The following is a 19,898-nucleotide window of genomic DNA, read 5'->3' as shown; positions in this document are numbered from 1 at the left end:
GTGGTGAATTAACCATATCAGAAAGGGGGTCTTTTTTCATCACCTAATGGGTGATGAAGCAGATTACTTTAAAGACTATTAAATCAATGTTAGGAAAGACTATTAGTAAAACTATGAATTATTCAGGACTATAAGTAAAAATTAAGGAGAGGCCACAGAACTTATGCTACAATGATTATGAAAACAGTTACATAGAAAGGTGAATATATGAATACATTAAAATTCCATGATATGACGCTGACTTGGTTAGAATCAACTTCAACACTGAATGATGCAGGGAACATGTTCGGACCGGTGCCTAAAGCCGTCTGGTCTAAAAAGTATCCAAACAATGATCATAACCAAATGAATTCCGTTGAAGACCCTATCCTCATTCAATTTAAAAACACCAATTACTTAATTGATGCTGGATTTGAAACGAATAAGTTCAATAAAAAAGACTGGCGTAATATCGGTGTTCAAAATGAAACAAGACTAACTGAAAGTTTGTCTCAACTAAATTTAACACCTAAAGACATCGACGTCATCCTCATGACACACATGCATAATGACCATGCGAGTGGTTTAACTCGCGCAACTGAGGAGGGTTTTGAATCAGTCTTCCCAAATGCTACGATTTATATGACAGAGATCGAATGGAAAGAAGTACAAAATCCCAACGTTCGTACTAAAGGAACCTACCTCAAAGAAAACTGGGAACCCATTCAAGAACAAGTCAAAGTGTTCAAAGATAGGATTGAAATCATTCCAGGTATAGAAATGTTTCATACAGGTGGACATTCAAATGGCTTAGCAATAGTTAAATTGACTCAAGAAGACGAAGTTCTACTACATCTGTCAGATTTACTCCTTACTGTAGCGTCAATGAATCCAGCATGGGTAAGTAGTTACGATGACTATCCTATGGACACTATCGCTGCAAAGCAAAAGTGGTTACCCGAAGCCTTTGAGAATGGCTATAAACTAATCTTCTATCATGATGCGTATTATTGCATGCTGCAATTTGATCGAGATGGCAAAACAGTCATTGATTACCTAGAAAGAGAGAAAAATCCAATCATTGAATGGCCGGAAAATATTGGGAAATTAACTTAAAATAGGGTGTGTTTTATTTTACAAGCATAGGTCGTTGTAATACAATAGATTTATGAAGGAAAGATGAGCAAACAATGAGAGTGGGTATGATTTTCATGATGACTTTAAAACTAATAAAGACTAATCATAAGAATTTTGTGACTCATTCATTATCGCTTCATTTAACTTCACAATTACACACAAGAAAAACCTCAGTGCGAAAAGTTAGAACTGAGAGTATTTGTGATCTTTCTAAACTTATTCATACATTCCAAACGAGTCTCTATGCACGTAGTGCGTAGGGGCTTTTTATGTGTCTCAAGGGCTTAGAAAGAGGTCGTGGTTGGTGTTGCTTATTGAATACGGCATGCTGAAGGGAGTGAAAAGGATTGTTTTTGACCGACACTATAAAGAAAGGTTAAGGTGATCCAGATGCTTAAAAAAGCAGTATCTCGCTATTAGGCGTAACTTAATATGATGAAAATGATAAAATGATTAAAATGGATTGACAAACTCTAATGTAAGCTGTATAATTCTAATTAACAAATCAATGGAGGACTAAAGATGAATTCAAAACTTATTTCACAACATAACCGTTTCTTTTTTAGCAACTTTAGATAGTGTTTGTATCTTGCCTAATTGGATACAAACACGTACAAGCGTTTGTTTGTATCTATGAGGTGCTAAAAAAGTGTGGAGCCCGCATAGATTATTCTAGAGATTATAATCTTTGCGAGTGTGAGATAAGATGCGTTCTTCATTGAGGGACCTATTTAATTTCTTCCTGCCTAGCGAGATTATATTTCTCGCTAGGTTTTTTTGTCGCTTTTAGTCAAATCAAAAAGGAGAAATTAACATGAAAAAAATTATTAACCTATTATTAGTTGTCAGCTTAGCATTAATGAGTATCCTATACGGCTCATCAACAACAGTCAGCGCACAAGACCGAGAACCCATTAGCGTCGGGATATTACAATTCAATGTCCACGGATCATTGGATGAAAACTACCGAGGCTTCATTGAAGGCTTAGCAGAATTAGGTTATGTTGAAGGAGAAAACTTGACGGTCAATTATGTGAACGCTGCAGCAGAAGTTAGCCAACTTCCATCACTCGCAAGCAGTATTGAAGCAGAAAGTGACTATTTATTCGCTATTGCGACACCATCTGCACAAGCTTTAGCAAATACAACTCAAGATAAGGTCATTTTATTCTCATCTGTAGCGGATCCAATTGGAGCCGGCGTGGTGGATTCCTTAGAAGAACCAGGACGCAATTTAACTGGAACAACAAATATTGGACCCATTGAACAACAAATCAATCAAATTTTACTCCCATTAGTACCAGAAGCAGAAAAAATTGGTTTAATTTATAATTCGAGTGAAATTAATGCCCAATACCAAGTCGATATCGCGGTACCAATCTTAGAAGAGCAAGACATTGAACCAGTCATTAAGACAATCTCATCAACAAATGATATTAGCCAAGCAATGAACGCCTTAGTTAATGAAGAAGTGGACGGAATTTACTTAGTAACAGATAACTATATCGCTGCATCGATGGCACTTGTCGGAGAAATCGGAAAAGAAGCGGGTATTCCAATGGTCGGTGGATCGAATGATATGATTTTAGAAAACGGTCTAGCAACTTACGGACTAGATTACTATGAACTTGGTGTTCAAACGGCCGAGATGTTAGTTAGAATTATCGATGAAGACCTTGACCCAGCAACAACACCTGTAGAGTTAGCTAACTACTTAGAACTCGTTGTTAATGAAGATTACGCAAATGCTATTGGCATTGACCCACAAGAAATTTATGATTTAATGAAAGAATAAAAACGCAATGACAAATGAATAATAACAATTCTGACAGCAAGAAATGATAAGACTTTTCATGACTTGCTGTCGTATTGTTTGTATAGAAAACGATACCACGGTATAATATTTATAATAAGTAAGAGACTATTTAAGGGGGAACTACCATGGATGAAAAATTTGTATATGCAGTCTATGACAGAATCGAAGAAGCGAATAAAGCAGTTCAAAATTTAACAGATGCCGGAATACCTGTGAGTGCAATCTCACTCTATGCAGACGATGATGTTGTGGAAGAAGCAAATCAATCCGCGAGTGTCGTTGAGTTAGAAGAATATGATGATGACGATGACCATAGATCATTTTGGAATCGAATCGCTGATTTCTTTGGATCTGACGACGGTGAGGATGAGAATTTCCCAGTTGATTTAAAAGGTTATCAAAATGAACTTGATGACGACAAGATATTAGTCGTCGTAGAGAAGACTTATGAAGGCGAAGCACTTTCAGTGGATACGAATGTAAATGTTATGGAAGAAAATGATCCCAACCAAGTAGAGACATTCACACAAAGGAATGACTATCCAACACCAGATGAAACAACTGATTCAGAAAATGCAACAGTTATCGCAGGTGATATGGGTGCAGAAACTGACTACTCTAAAGAGCATCAAAAAGATAGCACTCAAGTAGACTCACAAGTTTACCCAGACGACCGTCAATATACTGTCACCGAAAATGTTCAATACGATGAAAGTAACAAAGTAGCAGGAGATACTGCACGAGAATCAGAAGAAGCAGAAGCCTACTATACAAATCTTAATAAGCAACCGCAAACTGACCGTGATGCAACAAACAGATCGTCAAACGAGGTCACTTATATAGAAGATCCAGTGGCTGATGAAAAGTTACTTGCGGATAGAAAAGAAGGTAGCGTTGCTGGAGATATAGGTGACTCTTCCGATTATTCACAGTACTACCAAGAAAATCAAGAAGCAGCTACACCGACTTCATCCACAGACTACCATGATGAAGATGATTATTTAAAAGGTGAAGAAACAAGCCTGGAAAGAGAGTCTGAAGGGAGGCGCAGTGATTTCATGGGAGTAGGAGACAGCAAACGTCCGGTATCAAACCGTTCGAATAATGATCCGAGAATGGGAGAATTTGAAGATGAGATGCGTCGACATGGCGATAATCCCCCAGCAGATGAAGAGGGTGTAAACCCTGAACAGTATGGAGCAGAAGATAAAGGCCCTCAAAACTTTAATACACTAAGCCCAGAAGACACAAATGGCTATGCAGACCAAGAAGAAGGTCATCCATTGGGTGAATTTGAAGCAGAGATGCGTCGACACGACGATAATCCCCCAGCAGATGAAGAAGGTGTAAACGCAAATCAATATGAGGACGATAAATAATTGAATTTTAATTTAGAGCTCGTACTTGAGGCAATTCAAGTACGAGTTTTTTTACAGCGAGTGTCATTTACTATAGAAAAACGGTAGATTTTTGAAAGTGAAATCAATATAATGTGCCCACTATAAAAACATTGATGGAGGATTATTTATGACGACCGTGAAAGACGAGAAACAGGGGACCATCTTGAATAAAGTACTAGATGCTTAAAAAATATATTCGCACCAAACTTAGGAGCCTTAAGTGCGGCTGGTATTCTATAAGACTTCACAATCTTGTTACATACATACGGATTAATTCAAGAAGGTCGCGCAGAATATATTATCCTAGAAACTATCTCAGGGTGCAGTGCTCTACTTCTTGCCTGTCCTACTCGCTTATCCTGCGGCAAAAGTATTTAATACAAACCAAGTATTCGCAGTCTGTGTGGCCTTATTCATGTTACACCCAACGACAAGTCAAACTTAGCTTTAGCTGGTGCAGCATTAGCAGTCATGATTAAATCAAATAATTCAAGTTACAAGCAATACTCAGTGACAGCAGTTGTAACAGCTGCTTTAGGAGTTTCGCAACCGGCTTTATATGGTATCGCCATTCCTTATAAACGCGTAATGATCGCAAGTATTATCGGCGGTTTAGCCGGAGGATTTTATGCCGGTATTGTTGAATTCTATTCTTATGCCTTTGTAAATCCAGAAATTGCTGCACTTCCAGCCTTTATCTCTCCAGATGGATTATTTGAAAACTTAATTAACAGCATCATTGTAATGATCCTGGCATTCGGAGTTTCATTCTTAATTGTCTTATTCGGTAAATTTGAAGACATGCCAGATGCAGAAATTGCTGAAATCGTAGGAGAAGAAGAGAATTAATTCAGAAATTATGAAACGTAGCCATACCGGTGGCTTTTTTTATATAAAATAGTAGCTGTAGACAGAAAAACATTCGTAAATATTTTTAAAATGTCATATATATGGCAATATATAATTTGCACATAATATGCGTCTTATTTGAGTTGCTAATGAAATGTTATATAATAGAGTTGTAGTCAAAAAAATATTAGGAGTGATACAATAATGAAGAAATCATTGAAAAGTTTCGCATTGTTAGGAATGGCCGGATTAATGTTAACTGCCGTTGCGCCACACGTGTCTGCCCAAGATGATTCTCAAGAAGCATCTACTTCTGAAGAATCAGTTAGCTCAGAAGAAAGTACTGAAAGTACAGATGAAGCCCAAACTGAAGAGAGTGACTTACAAGTAGCCCTTAATGATGCAGTGGCACTATTCCAAGAAGAATACCCTAATGCAGAAATAGAAGAGTTAGAAGTTGAATTAAGAAATGAAGAATACCGAATTACGATTCATGGATTTGAAGATAATATTGAATACGAAGTGGACTTTAGTGTAGACCCAGTAGAAATTACTGACCGCGATGAAGATAATGAAGACGATAATGATAACGATGGTGAAGCATTAGTCTTAGAAGACTTAATCACCATTGATGAAGCATCTGAAATTGCTTTAGAAGAAGCTGGCGAAGGAACAATCACTGATTGGGACTTAGATAGCGATGACGGAAGAGTCCGTTGGGAAATTGAAATTGATGGTGTAGAAAATCCAGATCGAGACGATGATGATAACAAATTACACATTGAAATCGATGCAGAAACAGGAGACATCCTAAACGTTGAATTCGATGACTAATCAAATTTATTTAAGGAGGCTTGAAAAAGCCTCCTTTTTTTGCTGTGTACAACTTTAAATATAAATATATAGAAATATTTATAAGAAACTTCTGCTTTGACTACATTAACTTAAGAATGATGATATAATTGTTACATACAATATGAAGGAGTGACATAGATGAAGAAATCTTTAAAGACCCTTGTCGTAAGTTTACTAAGTGCGAATTTAATTGTTGGATCGATGGCAACAGTTGTGCAAGCTGAAGAAGATGGAGGGCTACCTGTTGTATCGGACCCTGCGGCTGAGGAAACACCTGTTCCGGATCCAGAGCCGGATCCAGAGCCGGATCCAGAGCCAGAGCCGGATCCAGATCCAGATCCAGATCCAGAGCCGGATCCAGATCCAGAGCCGGATCCAGATCCAGATCCAGAGCCGGATCCGGATCCAAAACCAGATCCAGAGCCGGATCCGGATCCGGACTCAGAGCCAGACCCGGACTCAGAGCCAGACCCCGAAGAGAACCCTAAAGAAGAGGATGGAGACGGTACTGGTGAAGAAAATGAAGAGGGAACAGACGGGGATGGTTCAGAAGAAACTCCAACGCCTACACCTACTTATCCGACAAATCCATACATTCCGCCAAGAACTGAATCAAGAACTGAAGTGCCTTCAGTGACTGCAGATGAATCTGCTGAACCAACTGAAAATAGTTTAGCAAGCCAGTATGATGTTGCAGCAAACTTAGAAAATTTAACGGCACTTTTATCATCGTCTCTTGAAGATCCTAATTTTGTATTAGCATGGGAGGACTATCAAGCACTTATCAACGAATATGATTTAACTGATATTAATAAAGATGGAGCTGTTGGAAGCTCATTACATGATATTACAGCAAACTTCTCTGGTAATGCTGTGCCAATAAGAACTGAAAACGTAAATGGACAAATCATAGTGGTTTTAAGTTATGTGGATGAAACAGCAGAATCAGAAGAAGAAACGACACCGGTAAACATCATCTTATATGGTGATGAAGATGGTAACTTAGTAGGCGCTGGAATGTTCCAATCAACTGCTTACGAAAGTGATATTCCAGTTGTAACATCAGAAGTTTTTCAAGGGTTGGTTAATAAGAGTAGAGAAGATCTATACGCAAAAGACTTTTTTGTCAATGGATTCTATCAAATTCTTTCAAATGATGTAACATATACTACCTTTTCAACACCTAGTGAAATAGAAGGCTCAGATGAGTTAGTTACTGTTGATAGCCGATTTGTATTACAACATAATACTACTGAACGTACTGAAGGATTGTTAATCGATCAGCTACAATTTGAAGTATTAGATTATATAGAAGGTTTAGAGTCAGAACCCGAAGTTGCAGAAGAATCTGAATCTACTATAGAAGGTGAAGAAACACAGACAACTGAGGATGAAGTTGAAGTTGAAGATGAACTAGCAAGCAGTCCATTCGTTTCAAGATTTGCACCAGAAACATATGATCCTAACACATTAATTGAAGCTGATATGATTGTATCTGGATATGAAGAGCTAGTATCTATGGTAGAAGAAGGTAAATTAAATTACGATCCAAATCAATTAACTGAACTATTAGGTGAACCAAGTCGGCTACTAGAAGCTGGTACGTATAATTTCTACTATTATTATGCAATTGAAGAAGAAAGAGTTACTTTACTAGAATTAGAAGTAGATACTGAAACAGAACAAGTATCAACTATGCGTTTTGAAAACAGAACGCCTAAATTAGATGAAGCATTCCCGATTACAATAGATGAACTATTTGATGTTGCTAGAGAAGAATTATCTATTAGTAATTTAGAAAGTCATTTAGAAAAAGCTGATCTTGTGGAACATCTATTCACAGGTAGCTATCAAATAAGATATGTTTGGACAAGTTTTGAAGATCCAGAAATGCGTAGTATCGAAGCTTTTGAAGATGGATCAACTAATGAAGTAGAGTTATACTACTACGATCAAGAGTAAATTATTTAGAAAGTTTAAGAATTTCTTAAATAGTTGTTGATTTTCTTAAGGAGTAAGTTATAATGTATACAAGACATAAGAAATGCACGTACGTATTCTGTGTCAGATTACAATTGAATTGCCAAAGTCTTAAAGTTACTAATACTTATATTAAGTCTCAAATTTGACAGAAATGTTACATTAATATGTCATCTTCTGAAAACGATTGACGATAAAATTAATAATTGGTATAGTTTCCTTAAGATGAACTTAAGAAATTCTTTATCTCTTATAAAGAATTTCAGTTTTGGTAAGTTTATCAATTAGGCATGTTAACTTGCCAGTTGTAATGTCGCTTAGGACTATCTTACAAAAAAGACCTAAAATACAGGAGGAAATTTTAATGAAAAAATCATTATTAAAATTAACAGTAGTTTCAGCAGCAGCTTTAACTTTATCAACAGTAGCTGCACCAGCAGTAGACGCTTATTACCAAGATAACAACGGAACAGAATACCAAACATTAGTAAACGTATCTAATGCAGACTTCTACCGTTTATTAGACGAAATCACAACTAAAATTGTTGCTTTAGAAGGACAAATTGGTGTTGAATCTCGTCCAGGCGTTGCAGCAACAGGAAAAATCGCAGAAGTTGAAGCAGCAGAAGCAGCTTTAGCAACAGCTCGTAAAAACGCTGAAGACGCAGCAGCAGCATACGCTGATGCAGTAGCAAATAACGATGCAGCTATCGCTGAGAAAAAAGCAGCTGACTTAGCAGTAACTGAAGCTCAAAAAGCAGTAGATGCTTTAACTGAATCTTACGGAGAATATACTCGTAAAGTAGCAGCAGCAGAACAATTAAACGACGAAGAAGTTGACAATGCTGAATATGCTTATGCTAACGCAGTAGCTGAAGCTGAAGGATCAGCTCAAGCTGCTATCAACGCTTATGACGCAGCTGTTACAGCTCAAGCAGAAGCAGCAGCTTTAGTAAACGCTGAAGACTTTGCAACTTTACCAGAAGATACTCAAGCAGAATTACGTGCTCAATTGGCAGATGCAGAAACAGCTTTAACAGAAGCTGCTAACGTAAGAGATGCAGCAGTAGTAACTCGCGATAACGCAATCTCAACTGCAGCAACTACTCATGATAACGCAGTTTCAGCAGCAAATGCTAAATTAACAACTACTTTAGCTGATTTAGAGCAAGAATATGTTAATAACAATGCATACGGTGAGTACGCAACTATCGAAGAAGCAGAACAAGCATTATTAGACGCACAATCACGTGCTGCTGCAGCTGCTACAGCTGTTGAAGAAACTCAAGCTGCACTAGCTGATGCACAAGCTGCTAATACAACTGCACAAACAGCTTTAAGACAAGCACAAATCGCTTTAGCTTCAGCACAAGCTGCATTAGAAAACTTATTCTCTGAAAAAGCTTACTTAGACGTTAACTTACACGAATTAGTTGTAGGACAACAAGCTACAAATGATTACCCAAGTTTAGAAAACTTAACTGATGAGCAACAAAAATTAGTTGAAGAAATCTCAGGTAAATCAAGTGAAGAGTTAGAAGCTGAAGCAGAAGAAGCAGCTAAAAAAGCTGAAGAAGCTAAAAAACACGCTGAAGAATTACGTGGAGAAAACGAAGATGACGACGCTAACCCAGTAGACCCAACTGAACCAACTGAACCAGGTGAATCAGAATCAGAATCAGAATCAGAATCAGATGACGAAACAGAATCAGATGACGAAGATGACAACAACAACGGTGGATCTAACAACGGAAACGGATCTAACAATGGTGGATCTAACAGCGGTTCTGGACAAGCAGAATTACCAGAAACTGGTGAGTCTTCATCATACGCAATCTTTGGAGCAGCTGCATTAGCAGTATTAGCTGGTGTTGGTTTAGTAGCACCTTCATTCAAAAAAGAAAACTAATTTAAATAATTAGACTTTAAGACCAAGCTTCGGCTTGGTCTTTTTTATGTGCACATTTTTATAGAATAAAGCAAAAAGAGTATATATGACTAGTCAGTCCGTCCAATATCATTTACAATTAATATAATGACAAGGAGTGAGTGATAATGCTAAATCAAGTAAATATAGGTTTATTTATTACCGGCGGAATTGCCAGTTATAAGATGGGTGAGTTAGCGCGCCAATTAATTAAAAAAGGAGCTAACGTTCGGGTGGTTATGAGTGAAAGTGCTCAGAAATTTATTACACCACTAACTTTACAAACATTAACTAAACATTCAGTACTAACAGATACTTTTGATGAACATGATCCTGCATCGATTCAACATATTAATATTGCTGATTGGTTAGATCTTGCTTTAGTTGCACCAGCAACAGCGAATATAATAGGAAAGATGGCTAATGGTATTTCAGATGACGCTGTGTCCAGTACATTAATGGCAGTAAATAATTTACGTGTGATCGTTCCGGCAATGAACACTAAAATGTTCGATAATCCAGCATCTCAAGCGAATATTAGTCGCTTAGAGTCTTTTGGTTTTGTCGTTATGGAACCTGACGAAGGATTTTTAGCTGAAGGTTATAGTGGAAAAGGGCGTATGCCGTCTGTAGAAGACATTGTTGAGATGGTTGAGTACCAATATATGCGTCATAATTCTCCACAATGGCTTGAAGGACAAAAAGTTGTGGCAACTGCCGGTGGAACAGTTGAAAGAATTGACCCTGTACGCTACATTTCAAACGATTCATCTGGTCAGATGGGGTATGCGATGGCTAGAGCGGCTAGTTTTTATGGAGCGGATGTTACTTTAATCTCAACTAAACGCGATTTAAAGGTGCCTCATAATATTACAGTTGTTTATGTGGACTCTGCTGTTGAGATGCAACAAGAGTTGAATAAATACTTTATAGATACAAATTATGTGGTGATGGCTGCAGCAGTAAGCGATTATCGTGTCCTTAACCGTGCGGATCAAAAGATTAAGAAAGAAGCAGGTAATGATAATTCATTCCAACTTGATTTAGCTGAGAACCCAGATATCCTCGCAACACTTGGTAAAGAGAAGAAGAATCAAGTATTAATTGGCTTTGCGGCTGAAACAGAGAATCTGTTTGAGTATGCCTCAGGTAAATTAAGAAAGAAAAATGCGAATTGGATTATTGCTAATGATGTATCAAATAAAGGCATTGGTTTTAACTCGACGCATAATGAAGTATTAGTGATTGGAGCAGATGGAACTTATGAAGAAATTTCTGTGCGTTCTAAGTTAAATGTTTCTTTAAAAATTTGGCGCATTATTCTTGACCCAAACCATACAACTAATTAGTCGCTGTCAGTTCATCTTAAGTTCGGATGGATATGATATAATGACTAAGTAACTTTACTTTGATAAAGGAGAGTATAATGACACTACAAGTAGATAATTTATTTAGTGGGTACAGACAAGTGCCTGTATTGAAAGATGTTAATTTTTCAATTAAATTTGGAGAAATCGTTGGTTTAATCGGATTAAATGGTGCCGGAAAATCAACGTTATTAAAGACCATTCTTGGTTTAATAGAACCACAACAAGGGTCAGTGAAGATTAACGGCCAATCAATTGTTGATAGCCATAAAGATTATGCACAAAATATTGCTTACATTCCAGAAACACCGATTTTATATGAGGAATTGACTTTAAGAGAGCATATTGAAATGACGGCCCTTGGATATAACATTCCTGTTGATGTCGCCATGCAGCGTGCGGAACCTTTATTGAAGATGTTTAGACTAGACAAGAACCTAAACTGGTTCCCAACGCATTTTTCAAAAGGAATGAAGCAAAAGGTGATGGTAGTCTGTGCATTAATTACAGATGCAAAAATCTTAATTATTGACGAACCATTCTTAGGCTTAGATCCAATTGCGATTCGTGATTTTACTAATTTATTAAAAGAGCGTGCAGCTGATGGAACAGCTATCTTATTCACAACGCATGTGTTGAGTATTGCGGATGAGTTGTGCGATTACTTCTTAATGTTAAGAGCAGGAGTTTTAATTGGTCAAGGTAATGTCTCGCAGTTGAGAGAGCAATTTATGATGCCGGAAGCTTCGTTAGACGATATTTATATCGCGATGACTGAGCAAGAGGAGGCGCTTTAATGGGTGACTTCAAAAGCTTATGGCAACAGCGCTTTTCAAATTATTTAAAGGAAATTGGTAAGTATGCAAGGCTAATTATGAATGATCACTTTTCAATTATTATGCTAGTGATCTTAGCTTTTGGTGCATTGTATTACCGTGAATTACTGATTCAATTACAAGCTTTAGACTTAAGTGTTATTCGTTGGGTAATTATCCTGAGTGTTGTCATTTGGTTGGCAACGATATTTCAATTTGGACAGCCGATGTGGTTTACGAAGGATCCTGACAAAAGTTATTTGTTTGCTCGAGGAGAAGAGTGGCATAGTTATTGGTTGAAAGGTGCTTTAGTATCTTTAGTCTTACCAGCGATTATTATTTCACTCGGAACAGCAATGATCATGCCGTTTCTAGATTTGATTTCTGTTTGGAGTTTGAGCCAAAGTTGGTTGCTGATTCTTTATATGGTTGCCTTCAAAGCAGTCAGCTTTTCGTTACTGTATTTAGATATTTTTAATTTAGGCTTCGCTCAGATTATTGGGCGACCTCTATCCAGATGGCATCACACTTTATTAGTTGCAGTCGCGTTATTCATAACGTTTAGTTTACCTGTGACATTTAATATATACATACCTTTGGTGATACTTTTACTCTTGATTGTTTATATCGCCTGGACGATGACTCAAAGAAGTAACCGCTGGGTGGCTTTTGATCATATTGTGGAAGAAGAGACGCGTCGTGAGGCAAGTTTATATAAGTGGATTTCGATTTTTGCGGATGTACCTCACTTGAGACCATCGATTAAACGCCGTCCATATTTAGATGGGGTACTGTCATTCATGAAGAACTTGAATAATAACCGCTATTCATTCTTATTCTTGAGAGCTATATTTAGAAATAATGCATACAGTGGTGTTTGGCTACGCGTAACATTATTTATTTCAGTACTGATTATGATGACAAGTAACGTTTGGATGTTATTAGGAATGGGTATCTTGAGTCATGTACTCACGTTTATCCAGCTAGTTCCATTGATGAAATTATATAGTAATCAACCTTTTCAAATTATTTATCCAAACCGAGAAGGGTCTATTGTTAAGGCATTTCAAGGAACATCTTTGGTCATTGCCTTTATTCAATTGCTTGTGTATGCAGTGATTGCTGTATTGACTCAGCCACTAACACTTCAGTTAGCTTATATTATTATGGCTTGGATCGCAGTGGCGATGTTGATGATTTTCTTATATGTACCATGGTGGTACAAAAAACAGACAGATTAAATAGGGAAGCGCTCAACTATGTTGGGCGCTTTTTTGAATTGGAATGATAATTGTGTCCCTGAGAAAATTTCAGGGCACCAAATTGCGAAAAACCATCTTTGAGAAATTCTCAAGGACCTAAATCCCCATAATTCCAAAATTCACAGCCAATGCCAACTCTGTTACATTATTGAGTTTAACATTTCATAATAATCTATTTCACAAACTATTCATTGTGTTCCCTAACTTGCAAATTTTTACAAACCCGAATTTCTGGAATTGCCTACAAGTAATGATTAAAAGATTATAACTTTGGAATAAAAGGATTTTGTAACAGCGGTTAATAACTTAAATTCAATTTTCACAAGCTTATAAGCAATTATTATAAGGATATTGAATAGGATGGAAACTCTGTTATGCCAATAATCTAGCTGTTTTCACAAAGTTACTCATAAAATTTTAACTTAAATTTTAAATTACTTTGTGATATGATGTACTTATTGGATTTAAAAAGGTATATTAGGGGGAAATAATTGATGAAAGTTGTAATTATTGGTGCTAACCATGCGGGGATTGCTGCAGCGAATGTTTTACTTGATGAGTACGAAGGTCATGAAGTAGTATTAATTGAGAAAAATGATAACATTAGTTATGTTGGAGCAGGTACTGCTTTATGGGTTGCTCGCGAAGTAGAAAATCGTAATGATTTATTCTATACAGAGAGTGGAGATTTTGAAGATAAAGGTGCACGCATCTTAATGGAAACAACAGTTGATCGTGTTGATTATGATAATAAAGTTGTTCATGCTATAAGAAAAGATGGCGAAGCCGTAGAAGAATCATATGATAAATTAATCTTAGCAACTGGTTCTAAACCAATTGAACCAAATGTGCCAGGTAAAGACTTAGACGGAATCCACTTCTTGAAATTATTCCAAGAAGGACAAGCGGTTGATGAAGAGTTAAACAGTGATAAAATTGAAAAAGTTGCTGTAATCGGCGCTGGTTATATTGGTGTTGAGATTGCAGAAGCAATTCAACGTCGCGGTAAACAAGTATTATTATTCGATGCAATGTCTACATCATTATCAAACTATTATGATGAAGAGTTTGCTCAATTAATGGATAAAAACTTAGCTGACAACGGCTTAGACTTACACTTTGGTGAATTAGCTGAAGCTTATGAAGGTGAAGAAGGTCGTGTTAAAGCAATTAAAACAAATAAAGGTCACTATGACGTTGATTTAGTAGTTAACGCGATTGGTTTCCGTCCAAACAATGACTTAGGTCAAGACCATTTAGAATTATTTGCGAATGGAGCTTACTTAGTAGACCGTCACCAACAAACAAGTGATCCAGATGTTTATGCAATTGGTGACTGTGCGACAGTTTACTCTAATGCATTACAAGATACAGCTTACATCGCATTAGCAAGTAACGCTGTTCGTTCAGGAATCGTTGGAGGACATAACGTTGCTGGAACTGACTTAGAACACGTGGGTGTTCAAGGATCAAACGGTATTTCAATCTTTGGTTTAAACTTAGTATCAACGGGATACTCAGTAAAAGCTTGTCAACGTTTTGGTATTGATGTGGATTATGTTGAGCATGAAGATGTTCAAAAATCACCTTACATGAGCGATAATGAAACAGTTAAGATCCGTATCGTCTTTGAAAAAGGAACTCGCCGTATTGTGGGAGCTCAAATTGCTTCACATTATGACATGTCAGCAACTATTCATATGTTCTCATTAGCCATTCAACAAAAAGTAACGATAGATACGTTGAAGTTAACAGATATTTTCTTCTTACCTCACTTCAACCAACCTTACAACTACATCACAATGGCTGCATTAAAAGCAAAATAATATATTCAAACTCAAACCGCTATTTTATAGCGGTTTTTTATTTTGAGCTAAGATTTTTGTTCTTCTTAGTACTTTTGATATCATAGGAGAGAGGACGTACAACTTATCCATGAAAAGTCAATCACTTAGGAGGAATAACATGAAAGCATGGTCAATAACTGAACCGGGTGGCGTAGATAAATTAATTCAAGAAGAACGCCCAACTCCACTACCCGCAAATGGTGAAGTGTTAATTAAAGTAAAAGCTTTCGGTATTAACCGAACTGAGATTCTGACGCGTGAGAACAAACAATTAGAGGCGCCGTATCCAGTCTTAGGAATTGAAGTTGCCGGGGAAATTATTGAAAACCGCTCTGATCGAACTGAATTAGAACCGGGAACACGTGTAGCAGGCTTAGTGATTCAAGGATCGTATCAAGAATACGCAGTCATGCCTGCGGAGTTCGCGATGATTTTACCTGAGAATCTCACTTACGAAGATGGCGCAGCGATACCAGAAGTTTTCTTAACTGCTTACCAAACTATATACTGGTTAGGTGATTTGAAAAAAGGTGAAAGTATTTTAATTCATGCTGGAGCTAGTGGAGTAGGAACAGCCGCAATCCAAATGGCTAAGCAGTTGAGCAATGCCAAAATCTTTTCAACATCCAGTCGCAAAGAGAAATTAGATAAGATGAAAGAATTAGGAACTGACTTTCCGATTAATTATAAAGAAGAAGATATCGCCAAACGGGTGCTTGAAGAAACAAATGACGAAGGTGTTGATGTTATTTTAGACTTTATTGGAGCATCATATTACGACTTAAATCTTAAAAGTGCCAAAATTGATTCGAGATGGATATTGATTGGGACACTAGGCGGATCTGAAGTAGAGCAATTTAATATTTTAGATATTATGCAAAAACGAATTCACCTAAAAGGAACGCTCCTGACGCCAAGAAGTAATGCATATAAAGGAGAATTGACGAAAGAGTTCGTGAAGAACGTTATGCTGTATTTTGCAACAGGGGAAATCCAAGCAATTATTCATGAAGTAGTAGATTTCTCAGAATTACCAAAAGCGCATCAAATGATGGAAAACAACGTAAATATCGGAAAAATAATCGTCAAAATCAGTGAGTAATGACTTATATAGAAAACGTCAAATTATTAAGTGTTATAACCACTATTTATAATGAAAACGTGTTAAAATATTCAGTATGAAGGAAAATCAGAAAGGAAATGAATGTATGGAATTGAATAAAGAATTATTAGTAAACTTAACAGAAGTTAATGGAATTGCAGGAAATGAAACGCAAGTCCGTGAACTTTTCAAGAAAGAAACTGAATCTTATGTGGACGAATTCGTTCAAGATGGTTTAGGAGGGATCTTCGGTAAACATACCGGAGATGCAGAAGGACCTAAAGTCTTAATGGCAGCACATATGGACGAAGTTGGTTTCATGGTCAGTGAAATCACTGATAAAGGATTCATCAAATTCGTTACGATTGGTGGCTGGTGGAGTCAAGTTGTACTCGCACAAGAAGTAGTTATAACAACAAGAGAAGGTAAAGAAATCGAAGGGGTTACTGGATCAAAACCACCTCACGTATTGACAGCAGAAGCGCGTAAAAAGCCAATTGATATGAAAGATATCTTTATCGATGTTGGAGGACAATCAAAAGAAGACATTGAAAAAATGGGCATCCGTCCTGGTGATATGATTACACCGTTAATTAAAACTCGTCGTCTAAACGACACACCTTTCTTATTAGGAAAAGCATGGGATAACCGTATTGGTGTTGCTGTTGCGGTTGAAGTTTTAAAATATGCAAAAGAAAAAGGACATGACACTGTACTATTCTCAGGTGCAAACGTACAAGAAGAAGTTGGGTTACGTGGTGCAAAAGTTGCCGCCAACTTAGTTCACCCTGATATTGCGATTGCTTTAGATACGGGTACTGCAGGAGATACGCCAGGTATGACCAAAGCAGAAGCGGATAGTGAATTAGGAAAAGGGCCACAAGTCATTGTCTTTGATGCATCAATGATTTCACATAAAGGTTTGCGTGACTTTGTCGTAAACATTGCTGAAAAACATGACATTCCATTCCAATATACATTTATTCCAGGTGGAGGAACAGACGCTGGATCGATTCATACAGCTCAAGCAGGTATTCCATCTATCGCAATTACCGTTCCAGTTCGTTATTTACATTCAACAACTTCAGTGATTCATGAAGATGACTTCAAGAATACAGTTCGTCTAGTGACAGCAATTTTAGATGAGTTAAATACAGAAACTGTTGCGACAATTAAAGAAAATGTTTAGAGAAAGAGGATAACAACTATGATTTTTGTGGATAATGGTAATAATTATGATGCCAGTCTGAATATTGCACTAGAAACTTATTTAGTAGAAAATCGTCTAGTTGACGAACCAATTCTGCTATTCTATATTAATGAACCTTCAATTATCGTTGGACGTAACCAAAATACGACGGAAGAAATTAACCAATCATATGTTGACGAACATAATGTGCAAGTCGTTCGTCGTATGTCTGGTGGCGGGGCAGTGTATCATGATCTAGGAAACTTTTGTTTCTGCTTTATTAAAGATGATGACGGAACTTTCCGTGACTTCAAGAGTGTGACGGAACCGATAATCGAAGCTTTACATAAGATGGGAGCAACGGAAGCAGCTTTAGAAGGGCGTAATGACTTACTCATTGATGGGAAGAAATTCTCTGGAAATGCTATGTATGCTAAAGATGGTCGAATGACAGCTCACGGAACTATTTTATTTGATTCAGACTTAGACGAGACAAATAACGTTCTAAAACCAAGAAAAGCTAAAATCGAATCGAAAGGTATTAAGTCTGTACGTTCACGTGTCACAAACATCAAACCATATGTGGATGAAAAATACCGTGATCTTTCAACAGAAGAGTTTAGAGATTTAATTCTTTTAGAAATTTTCGGTGTAGACAAACGTGAAGACGTCCCTGAATTAAAATTAACAGATGAGATTTGGGAAGGCGTTTATAAACTACGTGAAGAACGTATGGGAAACTGGGAATGGAATTACGGTAAATCACCGGACTTTGATGTTGAACAAAGTCATAAATTCCCATTCGGTTTTGTTGATATTCGCTTCAATGTGAGCCAAGGTATCATTAAAGATGCACGTATTTATGGAGACTTCTTTGGTTTAGGTAATATTAAAGATGTTGAAGAGAAATTAAATGGCGTAAGATATGAACGCCAAGCAGTGACAGAAGCTTTAGCTGATGTTGATGTGAATAAATATTTTGGAAATACGACTTTAGAAGAGATTGTTAACTTAATCTTCGCATAAAAACATAAAGAAAGCCCCGCTGATTTGCGTTATAACAAATCAGCGGGGCTATTTTTAATTATTCACCTTGTAATTGATGACCAATACCAACCATAATATCACGGAAGTCTGTGATATAACTGATTTCTGAGAAATCTTCATCGGTATCTGAATACCAAACATAAGTTATAACAGAGTTAGGGAAGTCATGATAGATACTATCTGGTTGTCCAATTTGATCAACCATTTCGTTATAAGTTACTCCACTCGTGTGTGAAAGTTGATTCAATTGAGACGGTGTGATGTCGAAGTCTTTCTCAAGATTACCATCGGCATTCGAATGTTCATTTAAAGCATAAACTTTATCATCTAATAACACAACGATGTAATCAGTACTTGAATCACTATCACCAACTGAATATACTAATAATTCATAAGATCCGGCCAAAGAAATTGTAGTTGGATCACCCAACGTTTCAACCACTTGTTTTCTTTCAATCACGGTTCCTTCTTTGTACAACTCTAAAGCATAATCAACTAATTCAGAGTAGGTATCGGAAAAAGCATCCGAATCTTCATATACTACATCTTCGAAATCGATGTTAAATGTCAGATTAATCACTTCTTCGTCTTCTTCAGTTGAGATATCTGCGATCACTTCTAAACTTGTCGCTTCATCTTCTCTTTCTAAATTGAAAAATTGACGCGAAGTAGAATCATCAAGTTCTTCTTCTGAGTTAGGCTCTCCAAAGGTTTCATGTAATTTCTCTACTGAATAAACTTCTTCGTTAAGCATAGCATCAACGAAAACACTATTTTCTTCTTCTGCTAAAGACTTAACGTCTTCTGCAAAAACAGGTGTAGCTCCACTTAAGCCAGTGAGACTTAGTGATACGATTACGACATATTTCAAATACTTCATCATCCAATCTGCTCCTTTATAAAAAATACTTCACTAACGCTATTATACGTCAGTGAAGCATTAGCTCCAATAAAGGAATTGTGGTTCTACAATAAATAGGGTTGATGACAAAAATTAAAATGTCATCAACCCTATCTTTGTGTCTTCTAAAAGACGCAGATATTCGTTATATTAAAAGTACCACCAAATAACATAAGGAGAATATCTACGCATGAACCATTTTATCCAAAAAACCTTTCAATTAAAAGACCCAAATATCACGATCGATATGGACCGTGTTGAAGAACAGCATTATAAAGGCCGCTTATCTTTGTTTTATTTTGGCACATTAACGTATGTTCCTAAAGCCTGTGAATGTTGTGGTATCGTCAATGATGCCTATCAAGTCGTTAAAAATGGGACGCGTCACTCTCGTCTGACTTTAGCGAGCATAACGGGACTTCCTG

The 19,898-nt window shown here is 36.9% G+C and carries 15 protein-coding genes and 1 pseudogene; 15 read left to right on the top strand and 1 reads right to left on the bottom strand.

The features are described 5' to 3' along the window. Positions 1 to 207: 207 nt before the first annotated feature. From ACEN31_RS08655 to ACEN31_RS08590, 14 genes are all read left to right on the top strand, one after another. A complete protein-coding gene (locus ACEN31_RS08655) occupies positions 208 to 1,095 on the top strand; it encodes an MBL fold metallo-hydrolase (RefSeq protein WP_407094530.1) in 888 nt (295 codons plus the stop codon). A gap of 835 nt (positions 1,096 to 1,930) precedes the next feature. Beyond that, positions 1,931 to 2,911, top strand: a complete 981-nt coding sequence (locus ACEN31_RS08650) for an ABC transporter substrate-binding protein (protein WP_407094532.1) — start codon at positions 1,931 to 1,933, stop codon at positions 2,909 to 2,911. Positions 2,912 to 3,057: 146 nt separating this feature from the next. Next, positions 3,058 to 4,311 (top strand): hypothetical protein, encoded by a 1,254-nt coding sequence (locus ACEN31_RS08645; RefSeq protein ID WP_407109190.1) that lies wholly within the window; start codon positions 3,058 to 3,060, stop codon positions 4,309 to 4,311. A 492-nt stretch (positions 4,312 to 4,803) separates the two neighbouring features. Continuing rightward, positions 4,804 to 5,181: a hypothetical protein gene (locus tag ACEN31_RS08640; RefSeq protein WP_407089341.1), complete on the top strand. Its 378-nt coding sequence runs from the start codon at positions 4,804 to 4,806 to the stop codon at positions 5,179 to 5,181. Positions 5,182 to 5,385: 204 nt separating this feature from the next. Continuing rightward, complete coding sequence (locus ACEN31_RS08635; protein ID WP_407089342.1) at positions 5,386 to 6,015, top strand: PepSY domain-containing protein; 630 nt, start codon at positions 5,386 to 5,388, stop codon at positions 6,013 to 6,015. A gap of 159 nt (positions 6,016 to 6,174) precedes the next feature. Beyond that, positions 6,175 to 7,998 carry a hypothetical protein gene (locus ACEN31_RS08630; RefSeq protein ID WP_407109189.1) on the top strand — a complete coding sequence of 608 codons (1,824 nt, stop codon included), beginning with the start codon at positions 6,175 to 6,177 and terminating at the stop codon, positions 7,996 to 7,998. Positions 7,999 to 8,380: 382 nt separating this feature from the next. Further along, positions 8,381 to 9,925, top strand: coding sequence for an LPXTG cell wall anchor domain-containing protein (locus ACEN31_RS08625; RefSeq protein ID WP_407109188.1), 1,545 nt, complete (start codon positions 8,381 to 8,383; stop codon positions 9,923 to 9,925). Positions 9,926 to 10,071: 146 nt separating this feature from the next. Next, positions 10,072 to 11,292, top strand: a complete 1,221-nt coding sequence (gene coaBC, locus ACEN31_RS08620) for a bifunctional phosphopantothenoylcysteine decarboxylase/phosphopantothenate--cysteine ligase CoaBC (protein ID WP_407109187.1) — start codon at positions 10,072 to 10,074, stop codon at positions 11,290 to 11,292. A 77-nt stretch (positions 11,293 to 11,369) separates the two neighbouring features. Then, positions 11,370 to 12,107: an ABC transporter ATP-binding protein gene (locus ACEN31_RS08615; protein ID WP_197105233.1), complete on the top strand. Its 738-nt coding sequence runs from the start codon at positions 11,370 to 11,372 to the stop codon at positions 12,105 to 12,107. Then, entirely contained in the window at positions 12,107 to 13,366 is a 1,260-nt protein-coding gene (locus ACEN31_RS08610; protein WP_407094541.1) for an ABC transporter permease, read from the top strand. The genes ACEN31_RS08615 and ACEN31_RS08610 overlap by 1 nt, the downstream gene beginning before the upstream one ends. Positions 13,367 to 13,881: 515 nt before the next feature. Beyond that, entirely contained in the window at positions 13,882 to 15,213 is a 1,332-nt protein-coding gene (nox, locus tag ACEN31_RS08605; protein ID WP_407094044.1) for a H2O-forming NADH oxidase, read from the top strand. Positions 15,214 to 15,352: 139 nt separating this feature from the next. After that, a complete protein-coding gene (locus ACEN31_RS08600; protein WP_407109186.1) occupies positions 15,353 to 16,336 on the top strand; it encodes an NAD(P)H-quinone oxidoreductase in 984 nt (327 codons plus the stop codon). A gap of 106 nt (positions 16,337 to 16,442) precedes the next feature. Beyond that, positions 16,443 to 17,525 carry a M42 family metallopeptidase gene (locus ACEN31_RS08595; protein ID WP_138404695.1) on the top strand — a complete coding sequence of 361 codons (1,083 nt, stop codon included), beginning with the start codon at positions 16,443 to 16,445 and terminating at the stop codon, positions 17,523 to 17,525. A gap of 18 nt (positions 17,526 to 17,543) precedes the next feature. Further along, a complete protein-coding gene (locus ACEN31_RS08590; protein WP_407094041.1) occupies positions 17,544 to 18,551 on the top strand; it encodes a lipoate--protein ligase in 1,008 nt (335 codons plus the stop codon). Between the two features lie 58 nt (positions 18,552 to 18,609). Here ACEN31_RS08590 and ACEN31_RS08585 read toward each other — a convergent pair whose 3' ends face one another. Further along, positions 18,610 to 19,455 (bottom strand): hypothetical protein, encoded by an 846-nt coding sequence (locus ACEN31_RS08585; protein WP_407109185.1) that lies wholly within the window; start codon positions 19,453 to 19,455, stop codon positions 18,610 to 18,612. Between the two features lie 208 nt (positions 19,456 to 19,663). On the opposite strand from ACEN31_RS08585, the pseudogene ACEN31_RS08580 reads away from it, so the two are divergent. Then, positions 19,664 to 19,898 (top strand): annotated as a pseudogene (locus tag ACEN31_RS08580) (ISL3 family transposase); the annotation flags it as partial.

It is taken from the genome of Ruoffia sp. FAM 26255 (assembly GCF_045528525.1).
Lineage (GTDB): Bacteria > Bacillota > Bacilli > Lactobacillales > Aerococcaceae > Ruoffia > Ruoffia tabacinasalis.
This window is presented reverse-complemented; position numbering and strand designations above follow the sequence as displayed.